This is a genomic window from Herbaspirillum sp. DW155 (assembly GCF_037076565.1).
In the GTDB taxonomy this organism is placed as follows: domain Bacteria; phylum Pseudomonadota; class Gammaproteobacteria; order Burkholderiales; family Burkholderiaceae_D; genus Herbaspirillum.
Genome location: NZ_AP029028.1, coordinates 5,425,664 through 5,446,499, shown reverse-complemented (window position 1 = coordinate 5,446,499; position 20,836 = coordinate 5,425,664). Strand labels below are relative to the sequence as shown.

Sequence of the window (20,836 nt, the reverse complement as noted above, 5' to 3'; positions counted from 1 at the left end):
TACTCAGTCCGAACGGTGGAGGATGGAATCAATCATGATGTGAAGCAAAGAAAAATGGGCGCACTGTTGAGTGCGCCCATTTTTTACATCAGTCATTTACATCAGTCATAAATGATATAAATCATTTACGAATACCAGACATCACGCAGTCATCACCGCATCCTCTTCCTCTTCACCGAGGAAGCCGCCACTTTGATGCGACCACAAGCGCGCATACAAGCCATTGGCCGCCAGCAGTTCAGCATGCCTGCCCTGTTCGACGATGCGTCCCTGATCCAGCACGATGAGCCTGTCCATCGCCGCGATGGTCGAGAGGCGGTGCGCAATCGCCACCACGGTCTTGCCTTCCATGAGCTTGTAGAGCGAAGTCTGGATGGCCGCTTCCACTTCCGAATCGAGCGCGCTGGTGGCTTCGTCCAGCAGCAGGATGGGGGCATCCTTCAACATCACGCGGGCGATGGCGATGCGCTGGCGCTGGCCGCCGGAGAGCTTCACGCCGCGCTCGCCCACATGCGCATCGTAACCGGTGCGGCCCTTGGCATCGGCCAGGGTGCCGATGAAGTCATGCGCCTCGGCGCGTTCGGCGGCGTGGATCATCTCGGCGTCGCTGGCATCGGGGCGGCCGTAGGTGATGTTCTCCCGCACCGAACGATGCAGCAACGAGGTGTCCTGCGTCACCATGCCGATCTGCGCACGCAGGCTGTCTTGCGTCACATGCGCGATGTCCTGCCCATCGATGGTGATGCGGCCACCCTCGATATCGTAGAAGCGCAACAGCAGGTTCACGATGGTCGATTTGCCCGCGCCGGAGCGGCCCACCAGCCCGATCTTTTCACCGGGGCGGATCATCAGGTCCAGCTTGTCTACCACCGGACGCGGCGCAGCACCGCCATAGCTGAAGCTCACGCCTTCAAAGCGCAGCTCGCCCTGGCGCACCTGCAGCGGCCGGGCATCCGGTGCATCCTTGACCTCGTGCGCACGCGCCAGCGTGTTGATGCCATCCTGCACCGTGCCCACGTGTTCGAACAGCGAAGACATCTCCCACATCACCCAGTGCGCAATACCGTTCAGGCGCAGCGCCATGGCGGTGCTGGCGGCGACCGCGCCCACGCCCACCTTGCCCTGGGTCCAGAGATACAGCGACACGCCGGTCGCGCCGATGATGAGCACCATGTTCAGGATATGGTTGACCACCTCGAAGCCCGACACCAGGCGCATCTGGCGATTGACCGTGGCGAGGAATTCGCGCATGGCGCTGCGGGCGTAATCGGCCTCGCGCCCGGCGTGCGAGAACAGCTTCACGGTGGCGATGTTGGTGTAGGCATCGGTGATGCGTCCGGTCATCAGCGAGCGCGCATCGGCCTGGTTGCGCGCCACCGCCGACAGACGCGGCACGAAGTAGCGCAGCGCCACTGCGAAGGCCACCAGCCAGATGAAGAAGGGCGCCAGCATCCACATGTCGAAGCTGCCCACCACGCCGATCAGGGTGGCGAAATAGATGGTGATGAAGACCAGGATATCGCCCACGATCATGCAGAAGTCGCGCACGGCCAGCGCACTTTGCATGACCTTGGTGGCGACCCGTCCGGCGAACTCGTTCTGGTAGAAGCTCATGCTCTGGCTCAACATGAGGCGATGGAAATTCCAGCGCAGCAGCATGGGGAAATTGCCCGCCAGGGTCTGGTGCTTGTACAGGGTCTGCAGTGCGATCAGCAGCGGACTGGCGGCCAGGATCACCACCAGCCACACCAGGGTATGGCCTTCCTGCGCCCACAATTGCGCGGGCTGCACCTTGGCCAGCCAGTCGACGATGCGACCCAGCGCCGCAAAGAGCAGCGCCTCGAAGACGCCGATGATGGCCGTCATCAGCGTCATGGCGGCAATGTAGGGGCGTACGCCTTTGGTACAAAACCAGATGAAGCGCATGAAGCCGCGCGGCGGCGGCAGCGGATGCGTGTCGGGGTAGGGGTGGACCAGTTTTTCAAACCAGCTGAACATGCAAGGGACTCCAAAAATCGGATCAGGGCCGACGGCGGTGCGGCAGGCGTAAAGACAGCCGGCACGGCAGCGTCGCGGTCGGGCGTTGCTTAGAACTCATTTCATGGGGCGTACCTGAGAGAATGTGCGCGAGGCGGTACGCCGTTCATGCGCGGCTGGCAGATCGCTGCGGCAGCAGGGCCGCTATCGTGATCCCGGGGCAGGCCGCGAAAAGATGGAAGCCGCATCATCTCATATGCGGCTGCCTTGCGTGTATCGGACTGGGGAAAAACACTTGTCGGAAAATCGGAATGGTCCGTATCGGACCATCTTGCGTCCCGGCATGCTTGTGCACGCCGGGACGTCTTCAGAGGGCAGACGTGCTGCGATTGGCTGAGGACTTCCCGGGGGGCGCTGTCAGCGGCGCGCCCCGCTTACGCCGCCTCGCGCACCACGGACAATGCCGGGACGACCCGCAGCGGAACCTGCACGGTCTGCAGTGTCGGTGCGGGCGCCGTCATCGGCGGTCGTGCCGGCGCGTGCGGTGCTTCCAGCTGGAACACACCCACGGCCTGGTTCAGGCTGACGGCCTGATCCTGCAGCGTGGCCACGGCGGCGCTGGCCTGCTCCACCAGCGCGGCATTGTGCTGGGTCACCTGATCCATCAGCGCGATGGCCTTGTTGACTTCTTCGATCCCCAGGCTCTGCTCGTGGCTGGCCGCCGAGATCTCACCCATCACGTCGGTGACCTGCTGCACGCTGGCCACGATCTGCTCCATGGTCTCGCCGGCGCGTTCCACCAGGCGCGTGCCGGCTTCCACATTGCCTACCGAGGCATCGATCAACTGCTTGACCTCCTTGGCCGCCGACGCACTGCGCTGCGCCAGGTTGCGCACTTCGGTGGCCACCACCGCAAAGCCGCGTCCCTGCTCGCCGGCACGGGCTGCTTCCACCGCCGCATTCAAGGCCAGGATGTTGGTCTGGAAAGCGATGCCGTCGATCACGCCGATGATGTCCACGATCTTGCGCGAGGAGGTGTTGATGGCGGCCATGGTCTCGACCACTTCTTCCACGATGGCGCCGCCCTGTTTTGCGATGTCGGAGGCATTGCGGGCCAGCTGGTTGGCCTGGCGGGCGTGGCCGTCATTCTGTTTGACGGTAGCGGTCAGCTGCTCCATGGCCGAGGCGGTTTCTTCAAGTGAGGCGGCCTGGTCTTCGGTGCGTGCCGAGAGATCGCTGTTGCCGGCGGCGATCTGGGCACTGATGGTGGCCACACCGGCGGCCGCATCGCGCACGCGGGTGACGGTATGGCGCAGGTTGCCGCTCATCTCGGAGAGTGCGGCCATGATGCTCTGGCGCTTGCCGCCTGCGGCTGCCGGTACTGCGGCAACGTGGTAAAGCTCGCCGCGATCCACCGCCAGCGCCAGTTGCTTGACCTCATCGGGCTCGGCACCCAGCGCGCCACGGATGCTGCGGGTAATCAGGGTGGCCAGCACGACGCCGGCCACCAGCGCCGCACCCAGCAGCACCAGCATGAAGGCCTGGAAACCGTGGGCGGTACTGCGCGCCTTGGCGGACTCCACCTGGCTCATGTGTTCTTCCAGATCGATGAAATGATTGATCGCGGCCAGCCATTCGACGAACACCGGCTTGACCTGGCTCAGCAGCAACTGGCGGGCGCCATCGATGTCCCCCGCGTTGCGGGCGGCGATGGTCCTGGCCGCCAGCGGCATGGCGCGGGATTCGATGGCCTTGATGCGCTCCAGGCTGGCGCGCTCATCGGCATTGACCTTCATGGTGGCGAAGACGTGATCGAGCGGTCGGGCCGATTGCTGGTAATCGGCATCGAGCTTGTTGATGAGGGCAATCACATCCTTGACCTCGGGCTCGCTCACCAGGGTCAGATCGCGCAGGGCGATGGCCCGGTCGTGTACGCTGCCACGGAAATTGATGGCATAGCGCTGCTTGACGCTGTTGTCATCGCTGACGGTCGTCAGGCTGCCTTCGATGGCGTTGACCTTGGAAATGCTGAGCACCGTGAGCACCAGCATCATCGCCAGTACCAGCGCAAAACTCAGTGCCAGTTGGGCCGCGACGCTGAGCGAACGGCGCTTGGGGGGAAGGGCGTGCATGTGATTCTCCATGAGGGGGGCAGTGGTGCGGACGCTGGTGGTCCGCACGGGTATTGATGTGCGGCAATATCGTTCAGGAGCGCAGTGTAGCGGGGTTTGCACGCCTGCGGGATTGATTGTTTCGATGCATTCAATAGCGCTGAATGCCCGATTGCAAAAGCATTAAGCTTTCCTTAATGCTTCTTGATCCGTCTTTAAGCCTGAAGTTAAGCCTGAGTTAAGTCTTTTGCGGCAAGCTGGGCAGCAAAGAGGACATCACCATCAGGATGACGACATGACAGAACAATCCCCAGCCCACCAGTCCACTCGCGCCAACCGCGCCAGCCGCGCCAGCCGCGCCGACATCTGGCGACTCATCAAGCCCTTCTGGGTGTCCGAAGAGAAGTGGAAAGCCTGGGCTCTGCTCCTGTCCATCCTGGCCCTGAACCTGGGCATGGTCTACATCAACGTGCGGCTCAATTCCTGGAACCGCGACCTGTACAACGTGCTGCAATCGCGCGACTACGCCCAGTTCAAGTCGCTGCTGTGGCAATTCTCGGGACTGGCTTTCGTCTTCGTGGCCATCGCCATCTACGGCGTCTACCTCAAGCAGGCGCTGCAGATCCGCTGGCGCTACTGGATGAGCACGCGCTACCTCGACCGCTGGCTGGCGCATCGTGCCTACTACCGCATCGAGCAGGGACAGGAGGGACGCTTTTCCGACAACCCCGACCAGCGCATCGCCGAAGACCTGCACGCGCTCACCTCGGACACGCTCTCGCTGGTGCTGGGTTTCATCTCCAGCAGCGTGACGCTGTTTTCCTTCATCCATATCCTGTGGTCGGTGAGCGGGCCGCTGTCCTTCACGGCGCTGGGGCAATCGTGGGTCATCCCCGGTTACATGGTCTGGTTCGTGCTCGCCTATGCCGCCATCGGCTCCGGTGTGGTGTGGTGGATCGGCCGTCCGCTGGTGGGCCTGAGCTTCAATCAGGAACGCTTCGAGGCCAACTTCCGCTTTGGCCTCATCCGCGTGCGCGAGCATGCCGAGGCCGTGGCGCTGTATCGCGGCGAGCCGCAGGAACGCGCGCAGCTGACGGCGCGGCTGGACGACATCCGCGAGAACTGGTGGAACATCATGCGGCTGACCAAGAAGCTCAACGTGGCCGTCAATTTCTATGGGCAGTTCGCGGTGATCTTCCCCATGCTGGTGTCGGCGCCGCGCTATTTTTCCGGGGCCATTTCGCTGGGGGTGCTCATGCAGATCAGCGATGCCTTCGGGCAGGTGCAGGATGCGCTGTCGTGGTTCATCAATGCCTTCACCACGCTGGCCAGCTGGAAGGCTTCCATCAACCGGCTGGCGGGCTTTCATGCGGATGTCCAGCGTGCGGCCGACATGCCGCGCACCATCGAGGTCGCGCCCCATCGCGGCAGTGCCGTCACCCTGCAGGGCCTGCAACTGTCCTTCCCTGATGGCCGGCCCATGATGGGCAGTCTGGATGCGCGCGTGGAGTCGGGCGAGCATGTGCTCATCAGCGGTCCTTCCGGTTGCGGCAAGTCCACCCTGATCCGCGCCATGGCCGACATCTGGCCTTACGGTGAGGGCCGCATCGCCCTGCCGCAGGATGCGCCCGCGATGTTCCTGCCCCAGCGCAGCTACCTGCCCATCGGCACGCTGCGCGCAGCGCTCTCCTATCCGGCCGCCGAGGGCAGTTTCGATGATGCGCTCATCACGCGCTATCTGAATCTGTGCCGTCTTTCGTACCTGGCTGACCGCCTCGATGTGGCGGCCAACTGGAGCCAGGCCCTGTCACCGGGCGAGCAACAGCGTCTGGCCTTCGTGCGGGTGTTCCTCAACCGTCCGCGTCTGGTGTTCCTGGACGAGGCCAGCAGTGCCATGGATGGCGAGACCGAGGAAGCGCTCTATGCCGCCCTGCCGCGCGAGTTGCCGGGCGTGACCGTGATCAGCATCGCGCACCGCGAAACGCTGGCGCGCTTCCATGACGTGCGCTGGAAATTTACCGCTGCGGGCGAAGGCCAGGGCCATCGCGTGGAGGCGCTGCCCATTGCCGTGTGAGGGGAGGGCCTTATACCGTTTTTGCATAGGGACGCCAAAGACCGCGTGACAGAATGGATTCATCGCGGCAAGCTTGCCGCCTTCATCCGCTCACACTCGATTACCGGAAAGCCCACCATGAACGATCCCATCGTCTATCTCAACGGCGAACTCACGCCCCTCTCCGAAGCCCGCGTCCCGGTGCTGGACCGCGGCTTCATCTTTGGCGACGGCATCTACGAAGTGATCCCCATGTATCGCCGCAAGGCTTTCCGTGGCCGGCAGCACCTGGCGCGCCTGTTCCGCAGCCTGGCCAGCATCGGTATTCCGAATCCGCATGACGAAGCCGGCTGGAACGGCCTCATCAGCCAGGTGGTCGAGGCCAATGGCCTGGAGGACCAGATGATCTACATCCAGGTCACCCGTGGCGTGGCCAAGCGCGTGCATGCCTTCCCTAAGGAAGTGGTGCCGACGGTGCTGATCATGACCAATCCGATGGCGCTGCCACCGGCCGCGTCCATCGAAAAGGGTGTGGCTTGCGTGACCATGGAAGATCGCCGCTGGCTGAACTGCCAGATCAAGTCCACCTCCTTGCTGGGCAACGTGCTGGCCGCGCAGTTCGCCGCCGAGCACCAGGTGACCGAAGCGATCCAGTTCCGTGATGGTTATCTGTCGGAGGCGTCGTCTTCCAACGTGTGGGTGGTCAAGGACGGCAAGATTTCCGCCCCGCCCAAGGACAACCTGATCCTCGAAGGCATCCGCTATGGCCTGATGGAAGAGCTGTGCGCCGGGGAGGGCATCGCGCTGGAGTCGCGCCGCATCACCCGTGAAGAAGTGCTGGCGGCCGATGAACTCATGATTTCCTCGGCCAGCAAGGAAGTGCTGCCGGTGGTGACGCTGGACGACAAGCCGGTCGGCAGCGGCCAGCCGGGGCCGGTGTTTGCCAGGGTGTATGCGGCTTATCAGGCGGCCAAGGCACGGCTGTAAGGCGTTTGCAGCTTGTCATGAGGTGCGGGTGGCACTGCGGTTTTCTGCACGCCGCCCCGCCCGCATGGCGTAGAATGCAGGCATTCCCCACCCGAGTCCCCCGCTTGAAGCCCGCAGGTTCATCCCCATCTGGGAGCATTGAAACCGGAGCGCCAGGCGGACAACGCCAAGGCGGTTTGCCATGACTATGCCCACTATTTCCCCTGAAGAATCTCTGATCGAGTATCCCAGCGACTTCCCCATCAAGGTGGTCGGGATCACCCATGACGCGTTTGCCGAGACCATCGTCGCCATGGTCGTCGAGCACGACCCCGAGTTTCACGCCGGCAAGGTCGAGATGCGTCCCTCCACCCAGGGCAAGTACCTCTCCCTGACCCTGACCGTGCGCGCCACCAGCCGCACCCAGCTCGACAACATCTATCGCGCGCTCTCCACGCACGAGATGGTCAAGTTCGTGCTCTGAGCCCGGCCATCCCCTCGCGAAAACCGGCGCGGCCCGCAAGGCGCGCCGGTTTTTTCATGTGCGCTTCACTTCTTGCGCCCTGACGTTTTCTGCACCGTGCCCGGCCATGCCGACTGCGCGTGGAATTGCCGCATCTCTTCCAGTATCCATTTCCTGAAGGCCGCCACCCCCGGCTTTTCCAGCCCCTCCGGCAGATGCACCAGGTAGTGCGCGTCCTCGCACAGCTGCGCCACGTCGAACAGCCGCACCAGCGTGCCGCTGGCGATCTCCTGCCAGGCAATCGTATGGCGTGACAGTGCCACCCCCTTGCCCTCCACCGCGTGACGCAGCGTCAGCGAAGAATCTTCCACCACCAGCGTGCCGCGCGGCTCGGGCAGGTCTAGTCCGGCCAGGGGCAGCCAGGGTTGCCAGGATTCCCGCGTGTCCATGCGCAGCAGGGTGCAGTGGGTCAGGTCGGATGGTCGTGTGAGCTTCTTGTTCTGCCTGCCGCGATAGCCGGGCGCCGCCACCGGATAGTAGTAATCGTCGCTCAACTTTTCGGTGACCACGCCGCTGTACTGGCCGCGCCCAAAGCGGATGCCGATGTCCACCCCGTCCAGCCGCAGGTCGGCCAGGTGGCTGCCCGATTGCAGCACCACTTCGATCTCGGGATGGGCATCGATGAACTTCCACAGGCGCGGCGCCAGCCAGCGCGAGGCGAAGGAGGGCGTGGCCGAGATCACCAGTCGCTGCTGGCGCGTCAGGCTGCGCAGGTGCTCGGCGGCCTGGGCGATCTCGCCCAGCGACTTGCGGATGGTGAGGGCGAAACGCTCGCCCGTCTCGGTGATGGAAATGCGCTTGCCGTGGCGATGGAACAGCTGCAGGCCCAGGTCTTCCTCCAGGGCGCGCACCTGGTGGCTGATCGCCCCGGGGGTGACGTGCACCTCTTCGGCTGCGCGCGAGAAGCAGCCGTGGCGGGCCGCCGCATCGAAGGCGCGCAGGGCCGTCAGGTTGGGCAATTTTCTCAGGTCGGCCATGCTGCCTCTTGTGAATTCTATTAGCAAAGAAGGGCAATATATATCGTTTTGCCGTGCTTGCGGGCTTTCCTACAATGATGATTCATCACACATCATTCCAGGCATTTCCCGCTTGCAGCCGCACCCTTCCGGGCATCGCGGCAGGGACGCGGCTTGCCTGGCGTATCAGACAGTCTCGCAGAGGAGCATCCGCCATGGCAATTTCATTCACAGATACTAGCCCCGTCGGCCAGTTGCAGGAAGGCCAGGTCCAGACCCGTCGCCTGCGGGGTGGCGTGCGCATCCGTGTGACCTCCGGACTGGTGTGGCTGACCATTGCCGGCTGCCGCGAAGACATCTGGCTCAAGCCCGGCCGCTGCTTCGATTACCACGGGCGCGGCGAGGCCATCTTCGAAGCGGTCAACGGTGCGGCCGAATTTACGGTCACGCCCTTGCCTCCCAAGGGATGTGATGACGATACGGTGCGTATTGCAAAGCTGTTGCCGCACGGCCTGATCCGCTGGTTCTGATACGGTCCGCAGCGAATTTCGCTACACTGGCGGGCATGCAAACCGCACTGCCCACCGCCAGCACGCCCGTGACTGGCGCCCGCCGGCCCGAGATCGTCCGGCGCGGCGTCGAGCCCTACGAAGCCAGCTTCGCCGCCATGCGCGCCTATACCGATGCGCGCAGCGCCGAGTCCCCCGACCAGCTCTGGATCGTCGAGCATCCCCCTGTCTACACGCTGGGGTTGGGCGCCGACCGCGCCCATGTGTTGAATCCGCACGACATCCCCATTGTCCAGACCGACCGCGGCGGCGAGGTCACCTACCACGGCCCCGGCCAGGTGGTGATCTACCTGCTGATGGACCTGCGCCGTAACCGCAGCGGGGCCCGCCTGTTCGCGCGCGAATTCGTGCACAACATCGAAGAGGCGGTGATCGCCACGCTGGCGGCGTATAATCTGGCCGGTGTACGCAAGGAGGGGGCGCCCGGCATCTACGCCGCCGACGGCCCCTGGCAGGGCGCCAAGGTGGCCGCGCTGGGCTTGAAGATACGGGGCAACGGCTGCACCTACCACGGTGTCTCGCTCAATGTGGCGATGGACCTGGCACCGTTTTCCTGGATCAACCCCTGCGGCTACGAAGGCCTGGCCACCGTGGACATGCAGACCCTCGGGGCTGCCAATGCCCGGCTGGCCGATGTCCAAGACTTGCTTGCCGACCAACTGATCGCCCGCTTCGCGGGCATGGCTTGAGCCCCACGCGCCGCGTGCGCCCGGGGCCGGAACGACCGACATGACTACCGAACTCACTCCCGCAGCAGATTCTTCCTCCAATGCCACCGGCTCGGCGCGCGCCAATCCGCTGGACAAGCAGAAGGGCGCCGGCAAGACCGCCTGGATTCCGATCAAGGTGGTGGCCGCCGAAAAGCTGAAGAAGCCGGACTGGATTCGCGTCAAGGCCGGTTCGCCCACCACGCGCTTCTACGAGATCAAGGACATCCTGCGCGCCAACAATCTGGTGACGGTCTGTGAAGAAGCCTCTTGCCCCAACATCGGCGAATGCTTCGGCAAGGGCACGGCGACCTTCATGATCATGGGCGACAAGTGCACCCGCCGCTGCCCCTTCTGCGACGTCGGCCACGGCCGTCCCGATCCGCTGGACCCCAACGAGCCGGAAAACCTGGCCAAGACCATCGCCCAGCTGCGCCTGTCCTACGTGGTCATCACCAGCGTGGACCGCGACGACCTGCGCGATGGTGGTGCCGCCCACTTCGCAGCCTGCATCCAGCGCGTGCGTGAACTGTCCCCCGAGACCCGCATCGAGATCCTGACCCCGGACTTCCGTGGCCGCATGGACCGCGCGCTGGAAATCCTCAAGATGGCCCCGCCGGACGTCATGAACCACAACCTCGAAACCGCACCGCGCCTGTACAAGGAAGCGCGTCCGGGTTCGGACTATGAATATTCGCTGAACCTGTTGAAGCGCTTCAAGGAGCTGCATCCGGAAGTGCCCACCAAGTCCGGCATCATGGTGGGTCTGGGCGAGACCGACGAGGAAGTGCTGCAGGTCATGCGCGACATGCGCGCGCACAACGTCGACATGCTCACCATCGGCCAGTACCTGATGCCCAGCGGCGACCACCTGCCGGTGCGCCGTTACGTGCATCCCGACACCTTCAAGATGTACGAGGAAGAGGCCTACAAGATGGGCTTCGTGCATGCGGCCGTGGGGGCGATGGTGCGCTCCAGCTACCATGCGGATCAGCAGGCGCACGGCTTGGTTTGACGCCATAAGCAGGATCGTTTGAATAAGGCCCGGAGTCACCGCTCCGGGCCTCGTGCTTTTTGAGCCGGTTTATTTGAGGTTCCACCGGTCGGCGAAGGCCGTCAGCTCAATCTCCTGATCAACCCCATCACCCACTCAAACGTCTTTCCATAAGGCGGATGCAACAGCGTTCCGCCATTCCAGCGCGCCTGCCGGAACACCGGCTTGCGCTTGCTGAAGGTATCGAAGCCCCAGCGTCCGTGATAGGCACCCATGCCGCTCTCGCCGACGCCGCCGAAGGGCTGTTCCTCCTGTACCAGATGCCACAGGCAGTCATTGATGGTCACGCCGCCCGCATGGGTCTGCCGCAGTATCTGCTCGCGTCGTGCCGCATTCTCGCCGAACCAGTACAGCGCCAGCGGGCGCGGGCCTTGCCGCACATGGGCGATGGCCTGTTCGGGCGTTTCGTATTCCAGGATCGGCAGCACCGGCCCGAAGATCTCTTCCTGCATCACCCGCATCGACGAGGTGGCGCCCAGGATCAGCGCAGGCGCGAGCTTGCGGCTCTGGCCCAGGTCTTCACCCGCCGGGTTGACCTCGATCACCTGCGCACCACCGGCACGCGCTTCTTCCACCATCGCCTGCAATCGCGCCCGATGGCGCGGGCTGATGATGGCCGTGTAGTCCGGGTTGCCGTGCAGATGCGGATAGAGTCGGCTCATGGCCTGTGCCAGTTGCTGTGCCACGCGAGTCCCCTGGCAGTGCGGGACCAGCAGGTAATCCGGCGCCACGCAGGTCTGGCCGGCATTGAGCAGCTTGCCGAAGGCGATACGCTGCAGGGCGCTCTCCAGGCGGCACGAAGGATCGAGAATGGCAGGTGACTTGCCACCCAGCTCCAGTGTCACCGGCGTCAGGTTGGCGGCAGCCAGTTGCGCAATCTGCCGCCCGACCTGGGTCGAACCGGTGAAGAACAGGTGATCGAAGGGCAGCGATGCAAAAGCTTGCCCGATGCCGGCGTCGCCGGTGACCACGGCCATTTCCTCCGGGGCGTAATAACGCGCGACCAGCTCGGCCAGCAGGGCCGAGAGGCGCGGCGTCAGTTCCGAGGGTTTGAGCAGTACCCGGTTGCCCGCCGCCAGCGCCGCCAGCGCCGGGCCCAGCGCCAGTTGCAGCGGATAATTCCACGGCGAGATGATGCCCACCACGCCCAGCGGCTGCGCCAGCAGGCGATTGCTGCCGGGCAGGAAGTGCAGGGCGGTGGCGACGCGCTGCGGACGCATCCAGCGCTGCAGGTGTGATTGCGCGTGACGGATTGCGGCCCGCACGACGAAGAGTTCGGCCATGCGCGTCTCATGATGCGAACGGCCGCCGAAGTCGGCATCGATGGCCGCGATGAGCGCGGCCTCATGTTCGCCGATGAGTGCCTGCAGGCGCGCCAGACGGTCCATGCGCAGCGCATGGGACGGGTCGCTGTCGATGGCAAAGGCTTGCCGTTGCGCGGTAAAAAGCTGATGCAATTGTGCAGCGGTGGTATCGGTCATTGATGCATCCTTGCATGGTCACTGTCGTTATTTTTCAGGCGGCATGCGCCTGTTCCCGGCTGGCGCGGATCAGGTCGGCCGCCTTCTCGGCAATCATGATGGCCGGGGCATTGGTGTTGCCGCTGACCAATGTCGGCATCACCGACGCATCGACCACGCGCAGCCCTTGCAGGCCATGCACGCGCAATTGCGCATCGACCACGGCCATCTGGTCCTGGCCCATGCGGCAGCTGCCCACGGGATGATAGATGGTGTCGGCACGGTTGCGGATCATGGCTTCCCATTGCGCATCATCCATGCCCTCGTGGCCGCCGAACAGTTCGCGTCGGCAGTAGCGGCGCAGCGGTTCGGTCATCACGATCTGGCGCGCGATGCGCGCGCCCTCGATCATGCTGGCCAGGTCGCGCGGGTCGGAGAGATAGCCCGGATCGATCAGCGGATCGGCCATCGGGTCGGCCGATTGCAGACCCACGCGGCCGCGCGAATGCGGCCGCAGCAGGCACATGTGCAGGGAGAAGCCATAACCGGCATGCAGCTTTCTTGCATGGTCATCCACGATGGCGATGCAAAAATGCAGCTGGATGTCGGGCCGGTCCAGTCCGCTGCGCGTCTTGAGGAAGGCCGCGCCTTCCGCGAAAGGCGTGGCGATGAGGCCCTCGCCATGCCGCTTCCAGGGCAGCAACTGGCCCAGCAGGCGCAGGCCGCCGACCACGCCCAGGCCGAAATTGTCGGTGTCGCGCGTGGTCCATCCTTGCGTGAAATCGAGGTGATCCTGCAGGTTCTGGCCCACGCCGGGCAAGGGATGATGCAGGGCGATGCCGTGCGGAAGGATGTCTTCCGGGCGGCCCACGCCCGACAGCTGCAGCAATTGTGGCGAGCCGAAGGCGCCCGCCGCCAGGATCACTTCGCGCGCGGCGCGCACCTGGAGATCTTGCTGCTGCTGGCGATACGCCACGCCCATGGCGCGCTTGCCCTCGAACAACAGCCGTTGCGCCCGCACCTGGCGCAGCACCGTCAGGTTGGGGCGCCGCCCCATCACCGGGTGCAGGTAGGCGGCGGCTGCCGAGCAGCGTTCGCCGCGATGGGCGCGGCTGTGGAATTGCGTGACCTGGTACAGCCCCACGCCTTCGTTGTCGCCCCGGTTGAAATCCTCGCACAGCGGATAGCCGCGCGCCTGCGCGGCCTCGATGAAGGCGCGCGTGATCGGACGCGGCCGGTTCTGCTCGGCCACCTGCAAGGGGCCGCTGGCGCCATGCCAGGCATCGGCCCCGCGCACGTTGTTTTCGGCGCGCTTGAAGTAGGGCAGCACCGATTCCCAGTCCCAGCCGGGGCAGCCGGCCTCGGCCCAGCCGTCGTAATCCTGGCGCTGGCCTCGGATGTAGAGCATGGCATTGATGGCCGAGGAGCCGCCCAGGGCGCGCCCCCGTGGCTGATAGCCGCGCCGGCCGTTCAGGCCCGGCTGGGGCGTGGTCTGCAAGGCCCAGTTATTGAGTTTGCCGTAGCCGGGCAGCATGGCCACGACGGCGGCCGGGGTACGTACCAGCAGGCTGTCGCCCTGGCCGCCGGCTTCCAGCAGGCAGACCGATACACGCGGATCTTCCGACAGGCGCGCAGCCAGCGTCGCCCCCGCCGAGCCGCCACCGATGATGACGTAATCGAACAGCACGGTTGTCTCCCTTTTTTATCGTTGACCGGCTTTCAGGTGGCGCCGCCTTTGGAAGGGCAGGGCGCCGCGTCCGGTGTCTCCCGGACTGGTGTTGCATTATGACCGGCAGGCGCCAACGGTTCAATTTCCCTGCACGAATTGGACAATTGCCTTCACCACAGCGGCCGACGCGCTGAAATAAACCCGGGCGCAAGGTAAGATACGCGGTTCTGAGCATTCGATTCGAAAGCAGGTTGTCATGTCTTCACCGATCGTCCCGGCCGCCGCCGCGCCGGAAGAAAAACTGGTCTTCGTCAGTTCGTGCAAGTTGCCCATGCCCTGGGCGACCTTCGAACTGCACGCCTTCTACGATGAAGTTTCCGGCAAGGAACATCTGGCCCTGACCCTGGGCGAGGTCGGCAATGGCGAGCCGGTGCTGGGCCGCGTGCATTCGGAGTGCCTGACCGGCGATGCGCTGTTCTCCCAGCGCTGCGACTGCGGCGCCCAGCTGGAAGCGGCCCTGAAGAAGATCGCCAAGGAAGGCCGCGGCGTGCTCTTCTACCTGCGCCAGGAAGGCCGAGGCATCGGCCTGTTGAACAAGATCCGCGCCTATCACCTGCAGGATCAGGGCGCCGATACGGTGGAAGCCAATGAACGCCTGGGTTTCCCGGCCGACATGCGGCGCTACACCATCGTGCTGCCCATGCTGGCGCATCTGAAGATCACCAGCCTGCGCCTGATGACCAACAACCCGCGCAAGGTCAAGGCGCTGGAAGACAGCGGCATCACCGTGGCCGAGCGCATCGCCCTGATCGCCAACCACAATCCCTTCAACATCGGCTACCTCGGCACCAAGGCGCGCAAGCTGGGCCACCTGCTGCCGGGCCTGGCCAAGCCCGAGGAAAAGACCGAAAAAGTCCCGCTGGACGCGCACGATAACGAGTAACTCACGGGTAACGCGCATCCATCACGCGGGTGAATGGAGGGTGGGCGGCTATTCAGACCGTGAATTTCCCTAATTCAGTAAAATCAGGTAAAGATGCCGGCCCGCACCGGGCGCGGCTTGCAGCCAGGACGGACCCGATGCGGTCCGTCTTTTTTTTCCTTGCGCAGACAGCCCGCTTGACGCATCAGGTAGCATGGCGACTGGATCGTCCATTCTCATCCCGTCTTTCACCATGAACCCATCCGTACCCGCCGGCGCTGCGCCGATTCCCGTTTCCCTGCTGACCGGCTTCCTGGGCAGCGGCAAGACCACGCTGCTGAACCACCTCATCACCCAGCCGGAGATGAAGAACACCCTGGTCATCATCAACGAATTCGGCGAGATCGGCCTGGATCACCTGCTGGTGGCCCACAGCCAGGAAGAAACCATCGTCGAGATGAGCAGCGGCTGCCTGTGCTGCACCATCCGTGGCGATCTCAAGAAGACCTTGAAGGACATCACCTGGCGCTTCGCCGAAGGTGGCCAGCGCAAGTTCGACCGCGTGGTCATCGAGACCACCGGCCTGGCCTCGCCCACGCCCATCCTGCATACGCTGATGACGGACGCCTTCATCTCGGCGCGCTATCGCCTCGATGGCGTGATCGTCACGGTCGATGCGGTCAATGGCATGTCCACCCTGGATCATCATCCGGAAGCGATCCAGCAGGCCGCCGTGGCGGACCGCCTGCTGCTGACCAAGACCGACCTGGCCGACCCCGCCACTCTGGCCGCATTGCAGGCGCGCCTGCGCACGCTGAACCCCGGTGCGCGCCAGTTGCAGCCGCAGCTGGGCCAGATCGCCGCCGCCGAATTGCTCGATGCGGGCCTGTTCAAGCCGGGCGAGAAGATGCCCGACGTGGCGCGCTGGCTCAACGAGGAAGCCTTCGCCGAGCAGCAGGCCCATGCGCATGAGCATCACCACCATCATCATCACGGCCACGGGCATGACCACCACGATCATCATGCGCATCATGCGCATCATCACCATGATCACCATGACGACCACGCCCACGACGTCAACCGCCATGACGACCACATCCGCGCCTTCTGCTTTACCTTCGACGAGCCCATCGATCCGCAGCTCTTTGATGAGTGGCTGAGCCTGCTGGTCGGCTTCAAGGGCCCCAACATCCTGCGCATCAAGGGCATCCTCAACCTCAAGGGCGAAGACAGGCCGACCGTGATCCACGGCGTGCAGCACATCTTCCATCCCACCGCCACGCTGCCGGAATGGCCTTCGGCAGACCGCCGCAGCCGCATCGTCTTCATCACCCGCGATATCGAGCGCGCCACCATCGAGCGCTCCTTCGACGCCTTCATGCAGGCCCAGGCCATCGAACGTGCCGCCCGCGAACAGCGCCAGTCGCCGCCGCCGGTCTATTGATCCGTTCTCGAAAAGAGGGGCGCACCATTCTCGTAGGGCAACACGGCCGGGCGTGCCAGGGCTTGTCTGATTAAAAATAGTTGGGTGCTGGCCGATAACGAGGGGGAGTCCGGATTATGATCGGGCTCACTTCAGGGATATCAGGGATATAGCGATTCGTTTATGCAGCGTGTGATCAACAAGCTGGGAGCAACGTTGTCGGCATCGCTCACGCTGATGCTGGGTTTGTGTGCCACCGTGACGGTCTTCGTCGCCACCAGCCATCTGGAAGAGGATGCCGTCCACCTGGACTTCGAGCGTCGGGCCGGCCTGCGTGCCTTCACCATCCAGCGTGGACTGGAGGAGGCCATCCAGATGCAGTCAGTGGTCAATCACTTCTATGTCACCGTGGGCGATCCCTCGCGCGAACAGTTCGAGAGTTTCACCCGTCCGCTGCTGCTCCGCTATCCCTATGTGCGCTCCTTCAGCGTGCAGCGCTTCGTCTCGGACGACGACCGGATGGTGTTCGAGGCCCTGCGTCAGGGCGTCAAGCCGGGCTTTGAAATCACCGCAGCGCGTGGCGATCAGATCGAGCGCGCCTCGACCCAGCCCACCTATCTGGTGGTCGACTACGTGGAACCGATCGCCGGCAATGAAGCGGTGCTGGGGCTGGATGTCTCGCGCAATGCCGCCATCATGAGCGCGCTGGAGGCGGCCGTGAACAGTGGCAGCTCCTGGTCCACCCCGCCCTTCGTGCTCACGCACGCCGGTGCGGGCAAGCGCGGCCTGCTGGTGGTGCAACCGGTCTATCGCGGCGGCGTGCAACCGACCGATATCCAGGCCCGGCGTGCGCTGCTCGTCGGCGATACCGCGGCGGTGCTGGAACTGGATGGACTGGTGCAGAAGATCCTCGATGGCGCCGGCCTGATGACCGATCACGAGATCGCCCTGCGCCTCTACGTCGGCACCCAGGCCGATCCCGCCAACCTGGTCTACAGCCATGACAGCCGGCCCCAGCCGGCCCACTGGCTGGACCGCATCATCCCGCCGGGCAGCTTCTTCCGCCAACCTTCCTCGACCCTCACCAGCTTCGAGATCGCCGGCCAGACCTGGCACATGGAGATCAGCATTCCACCGCGTTCGGTCTTTGCGGACCACTACGGCTCGCTGCTCATCGGGCTGGTGGGCCTGATCGCCTCGCTGCTGGGCGCGGCCTATATGCGCGCGCTGTCGATGCGTTCGCATCGCGTGCAACAGCTGGTGGAAGAGAAGACCGCCGAGCTGCGCACCACCAATGCCCTGCTGTCGGACGACATCCGCGCACGCCGCCTGGCCGAACGGGCGCTGCGCCTGCGCCATCAGGCCATCGAGGCCAGCGCCAACGCCATCCTGATCCTCTCGGCCCAGGCGCCGGACTACGCCATCGAATACGTCAACCCGGCCTTCGCCCGCATCACCGGCTACAGCAGCGGTGAAGCGGTGGGCAAGAGCATCCGCTTCCTGGAGGGGCGCGACAGCGATCCGGAAGGCTTCGAAACCGTGTGGATCGCCATGCGCGAGCTGCGCGAACACAACGTGGTGCTGCGCAACTATCACAAGGACGGCTCGGAGCTGTGGAACGATTTCTACATCGCCCCGGTGCGCGATGAGCGCGGTGTGGTCACCCACTTCGTGGCGGCGCTCTACGACATCACCTCGATGAAGCGCTATGAAGCCGAACTGGAATTCCAGGCCAGCCGCGACACGCTCACCGGCCTGATCAACCGCCACATGCTGCGCCATCACCTGGAGCAGGCCATCGGCGCGGCCGAGCGGCAGAAGCAGGCGCTGTGGGTGGTGTTCGTGGACCTGGACCGCTTCAAGTTCGTCAACGACACCCTGGGCCACAAGGCCGGCGATACCTTGCTGCGCACCGTGGCCGGGCGACTGCGCGCGGCCGTGCGCGAGGCCGATACGGTGGCGCGCCTGGGCGGCGACGAATTCATCATGATCCTGCCGGAGCAGGATGAACTCACGCTCGACACCCGCAGCCTGCAACGCATCATGGATGCGGTGGCGGCGCCCGTGACGCTGGGCGGGCATACGCTCTTCATGACCTGCAGCATCGGCGTGGCCTGCTATCCCAACGATGGCACCGATGGCGAGACCCTCATCAAGCACGCCGACATCGCCATGTATCGCGGCAAGCAGACCGGCCGCAACAATTTCCAGTTCTATACCCCGGCCATGAACGAGCAGGCGCTGGAACGCCTGCGCATCGAAGGCGACCTGCGCAATGCGCTGGATCACGGCGAATTCCTGCTGCACTACCAGCCCAAGGTGGACCTGGCCTCGGGCCGCGTGATCGGCAGCGAGGCGCTGATCCGCTGGTTGCATCCGCAACTGGGCATGGTCTCGCCGGCGCGCTTCATCGGCCTGGCCGAAGAGACCGGCCTGATCCTGCCCATCGGCGCCTGGGTCCTGCGCACCGCCTGTACGCAGTGCCGCCAGTGGCAACTGGCCGGGCATGAAGAGATCAGCGTGTCGGTCAACCTGTCGGTGGGCCAGTTCCTGCAGAAGGATCTGGTGTCCTCCATTGCCGATGTGCTGGCAGACACCGGCCTGCCCCCGGCCTCGCTGGAAATCGAACTGACCGAAAGCCTCATGATGACCGACGTCGAGCATGCCATCGGCATCCTGGCCGGCATGAAGCAGCTGGGCATCCGCTTGTCCATCGATGACTTCGGCACCGGCTATTCGTCGCTGGCCTACCTGAAGCGCTTCCCCATCGACGTGCTCAAGATCGACCGCTCCTTCGTGCGCGACATCACCATCGATGCCGACGATGCGGCCATCACGGCCTCCATCATCTCGCTGGCGCGCCACCTGAAACTGCGCGTGATTGCCGAAGGCGTGGAGACCGACGAGCAGCTGGACTACCTGCGCCACTATGGCTGCGACGAGATCCAGGGTTACCTGTTCAGCCCGCCGGTGCCGGCCGAAAAGTTCGAGCAGATCCTGCGGGAAGAACGGGCGATTTTGTAGAACCCATTTCATAAATAGGCGTGAGTGCGAGCGAGTCCCGTTTGGGATGAAGTGCAAGGCGCGAATTTGGGTCAAGACTGGGCGTCTTGACCCAAATTCGTAACGCAGCAATTCGCCCAAACGGGCCGCTCCCTGCGGGTTCTGTCCAGAAAGGGCGCTGGCCGCGTTGCGCTCCTTGCGTGTGGCACCGCCACACGACGCGTCGCGCGCCTTGCCAGCGCCCTTTCTGGACAGAACGCATCTCACGCCTATTTATGAAATGGGTTCTAATAAAACTTCATGCGCCATTTCAGAACCGGGCCGCACGGCAATCGCTGTGCGGCCCGGTTCATATCGGGCTCAATGATGCCCGATCCAGGCCAGGATCACGGCGATGGTGGGCAGCGACAGGGTGGTGGAGATCAGGATGGCGCGCGACATGGCGGTGACCTCGCGCTGATACAGCTCGGCCAGCATGAAGGGCCCGGTGCCGATCGGCATGGCCGCCAGCAGCACCGCGCTGTCGGCCCACAGGCGCGGCAGCGGCAGGATCCAGTAGGCCAGCACGGCGGTCACGGCCGGCTGCAGCAGCAGCTTGAAGGCCACCAGCAGCCACACGGGCGCGCCTTCGCCGGCGCGCACCGGCTGCGCCAGGAACAGGCCCAGCGAGACCAGCGCGCAAGGGCTGGCCGCACCGCCCAGGATCTTGAAGAGCTGCTGCACGCCAGTGGGAATGCTCACGCCGGTCACGGCCACCGCGATCCCGGCCAGCGGCGCGATCATGATGGGATTGCGCACCAGCGAGCGGCCGACCTTGGCGACCGTCTGCCCCAGGGCGGCCTGGGCGTGCAGACAGGTTTCCAGCAACACGATGGCCACCGCGAAGAGCAGGCAGGCCGTCATCACCATGGCGATCACCGAGGGCGGCAAGCCGTCGCTGCCGAAGGCCAGATAACACAGCGGAATCCCGATGAAGCCGGTATTGGCATAGGAGCTGCCGAGGCTGTCGATGATGACGTCGGCCCCCGCCGCCTGCTGGCGCCGCCGCAGCCAGGCCGTGATCAGGAACACCACCGCCACACCCGCACCGAAGACCCCGATGAAACGCAGGTTGGCGAAATCCTCCGCCTTCAGGCGCGACATGGAATCGAACAGCAGCGCCGGCAAGGCCAGCCAGATCACGAAGCGGTTCAGTTCGCTGGCCGCCCCGGCCGAGAGGATGTTGCGCTTGCGGCAGGCCCAGCCCAGGAAGATCAGCGAAAAGATCGGGAAGACGATATTGAAGATGGCGAGCATGGCGGTGCGCAGCCATGCTGCGGGGCAGGTTGATCGGCATTGGGCGTGGGCCAGACTAGAACGCATCTCACGCCTATTTACGAAATGGGTTTTAGGGAAGGCGTTCTCCTTTGTCAAGGCGCAATGCCGCATGGAATGGGCGGCGTA

At 64.3% G+C, this 20,836-nt stretch carries 15 protein-coding genes; 9 read left to right on the top strand and 6 right to left on the bottom strand.

The annotated features are described in order from the left end of the window. Window positions 1–141 precede the first annotated feature (141 nt). Together AACH55_RS24805 and AACH55_RS24800 are read right to left on the bottom strand one after the other, a co-directional pair. The gene (locus AACH55_RS24805; RefSeq protein WP_338717347.1) at window positions 142–1,998 is read right to left on the bottom strand and encodes an ABC transporter ATP-binding protein; all 1,857 of its coding nucleotides are present in this window, start codon (window positions 1,996–1,998) and stop codon (window positions 142–144) included. Window positions 1,999–2,411: 413 nt separating this feature from the next. After that, window positions 2,412–4,109, bottom strand: coding sequence for a methyl-accepting chemotaxis protein (locus AACH55_RS24800; RefSeq protein ID WP_338717346.1), 1,698 nt, complete (start codon window positions 4,107–4,109; stop codon window positions 2,412–2,414). A gap of 274 nt (window positions 4,110–4,383) precedes the next feature. Between AACH55_RS24800 and AACH55_RS24795 the strand changes: the two genes are divergently transcribed. The 3 genes from AACH55_RS24795 to AACH55_RS24785 all read left to right on the top strand — a co-directional run bounded on the left by AACH55_RS24795 (window position 4,384) and on the right by AACH55_RS24785 (window position 7,591). Next, window positions 4,384–6,162 carry an ABC transporter ATP-binding protein/permease gene (locus tag AACH55_RS24795; protein ID WP_338717345.1) on the top strand — a complete coding sequence of 593 codons (1,779 nt, stop codon included), beginning with the start codon at window positions 4,384–4,386 and terminating at the stop codon, window positions 6,160–6,162. 117 nt (window positions 6,163–6,279) lie between these two features. Then, the gene (locus tag AACH55_RS24790) at window positions 6,280–7,128 is read left to right on the top strand and encodes a D-amino acid aminotransferase (protein ID WP_338717344.1); all 849 of its coding nucleotides are present in this window, start codon (window positions 6,280–6,282) and stop codon (window positions 7,126–7,128) included. A gap of 181 nt (window positions 7,129–7,309) precedes the next feature. Beyond that, window positions 7,310–7,591, top strand: coding sequence for a DUF493 family protein (locus AACH55_RS24785; protein ID WP_338717343.1), 282 nt, complete (start codon window positions 7,310–7,312; stop codon window positions 7,589–7,591). Window positions 7,592–7,656: 65 nt separating this feature from the next. Here AACH55_RS24785 and gcvA read toward each other — a convergent pair whose 3' ends face one another. Next, entirely contained in the window at window positions 7,657–8,607 is a 951-nt protein-coding gene (gene gcvA / locus AACH55_RS24780; RefSeq protein ID WP_338717342.1) for a transcriptional regulator GcvA, read from the bottom strand. 194 nt (window positions 8,608–8,801) lie between these two features. On the opposite strand from gcvA, the gene AACH55_RS24775 reads away from it, so the two are divergent. The 3 genes from AACH55_RS24775 to lipA are packed head-to-tail and all read left to right on the top strand — an operon-like array spanning window position 8,802 to window position 10,877. Then, window positions 8,802–9,116 (top strand): DUF2917 domain-containing protein, encoded by a 315-nt coding sequence (locus tag AACH55_RS24775; protein ID WP_338717341.1) that lies wholly within the window; start codon window positions 8,802–8,804, stop codon window positions 9,114–9,116. Window positions 9,117–9,151: 35 nt separating this feature from the next. Next, entirely contained in the window at window positions 9,152–9,844 is a 693-nt protein-coding gene (gene lipB / locus AACH55_RS24770; protein WP_338717339.1) for a lipoyl(octanoyl) transferase LipB, read from the top strand. Window positions 9,845–9,884: 40 nt separating this feature from the next. Continuing rightward, a complete protein-coding gene (gene lipA / locus AACH55_RS24765; RefSeq protein ID WP_338717338.1) occupies window positions 9,885–10,877 on the top strand; it encodes a lipoyl synthase in 993 nt (330 codons plus the stop codon). Between the two features lie 101 nt (window positions 10,878–10,978). Here lipA and AACH55_RS24760 read toward each other — a convergent pair whose 3' ends face one another. Further along, the gene (locus tag AACH55_RS24760) at window positions 10,979–12,397 is read right to left on the bottom strand and encodes a coniferyl aldehyde dehydrogenase (protein ID WP_338717337.1); all 1,419 of its coding nucleotides are present in this window, start codon (window positions 12,395–12,397) and stop codon (window positions 10,979–10,981) included. Window positions 12,398–12,431: 34 nt separating this feature from the next. After that, the gene (locus tag AACH55_RS24755) at window positions 12,432–14,063 is read right to left on the bottom strand and encodes a GMC family oxidoreductase N-terminal domain-containing protein (RefSeq protein WP_338717336.1); all 1,632 of its coding nucleotides are present in this window, start codon (window positions 14,061–14,063) and stop codon (window positions 12,432–12,434) included. A 238-nt stretch (window positions 14,064–14,301) separates the two neighbouring features. Between AACH55_RS24755 and ribA the strand changes: the two genes are divergently transcribed. The 3 genes from ribA (at window position 14,302) to AACH55_RS24740 (ending at window position 19,414) form a co-directional block, all read left to right on the top strand. Further along, on the top strand, window positions 14,302–14,988 hold the full coding sequence (ribA, locus tag AACH55_RS24750; protein WP_338717335.1) for a GTP cyclohydrolase II: 687 nt from the start codon (window positions 14,302–14,304) through the stop codon (window positions 14,986–14,988). Between the two features lie 232 nt (window positions 14,989–15,220). Then, window positions 15,221–16,411, top strand: coding sequence for a GTP-binding protein (locus AACH55_RS24745; RefSeq protein WP_338717334.1), 1,191 nt, complete (start codon window positions 15,221–15,223; stop codon window positions 16,409–16,411). 162 nt (window positions 16,412–16,573) lie between these two features. Continuing rightward, window positions 16,574–19,414 carry an EAL domain-containing protein gene (locus AACH55_RS24740; protein ID WP_338717333.1) on the top strand — a complete coding sequence of 947 codons (2,841 nt, stop codon included), beginning with the start codon at window positions 16,574–16,576 and terminating at the stop codon, window positions 19,412–19,414. A gap of 339 nt (window positions 19,415–19,753) precedes the next feature. Here AACH55_RS24740 and AACH55_RS24735 read toward each other — a convergent pair whose 3' ends face one another. Further along, the gene (locus tag AACH55_RS24735; protein ID WP_338717332.1) at window positions 19,754–20,689 is read right to left on the bottom strand and encodes an AEC family transporter; all 936 of its coding nucleotides are present in this window, start codon (window positions 20,687–20,689) and stop codon (window positions 19,754–19,756) included. Between the last annotated feature and the right edge of the window lie 147 nt (window positions 20,690–20,836).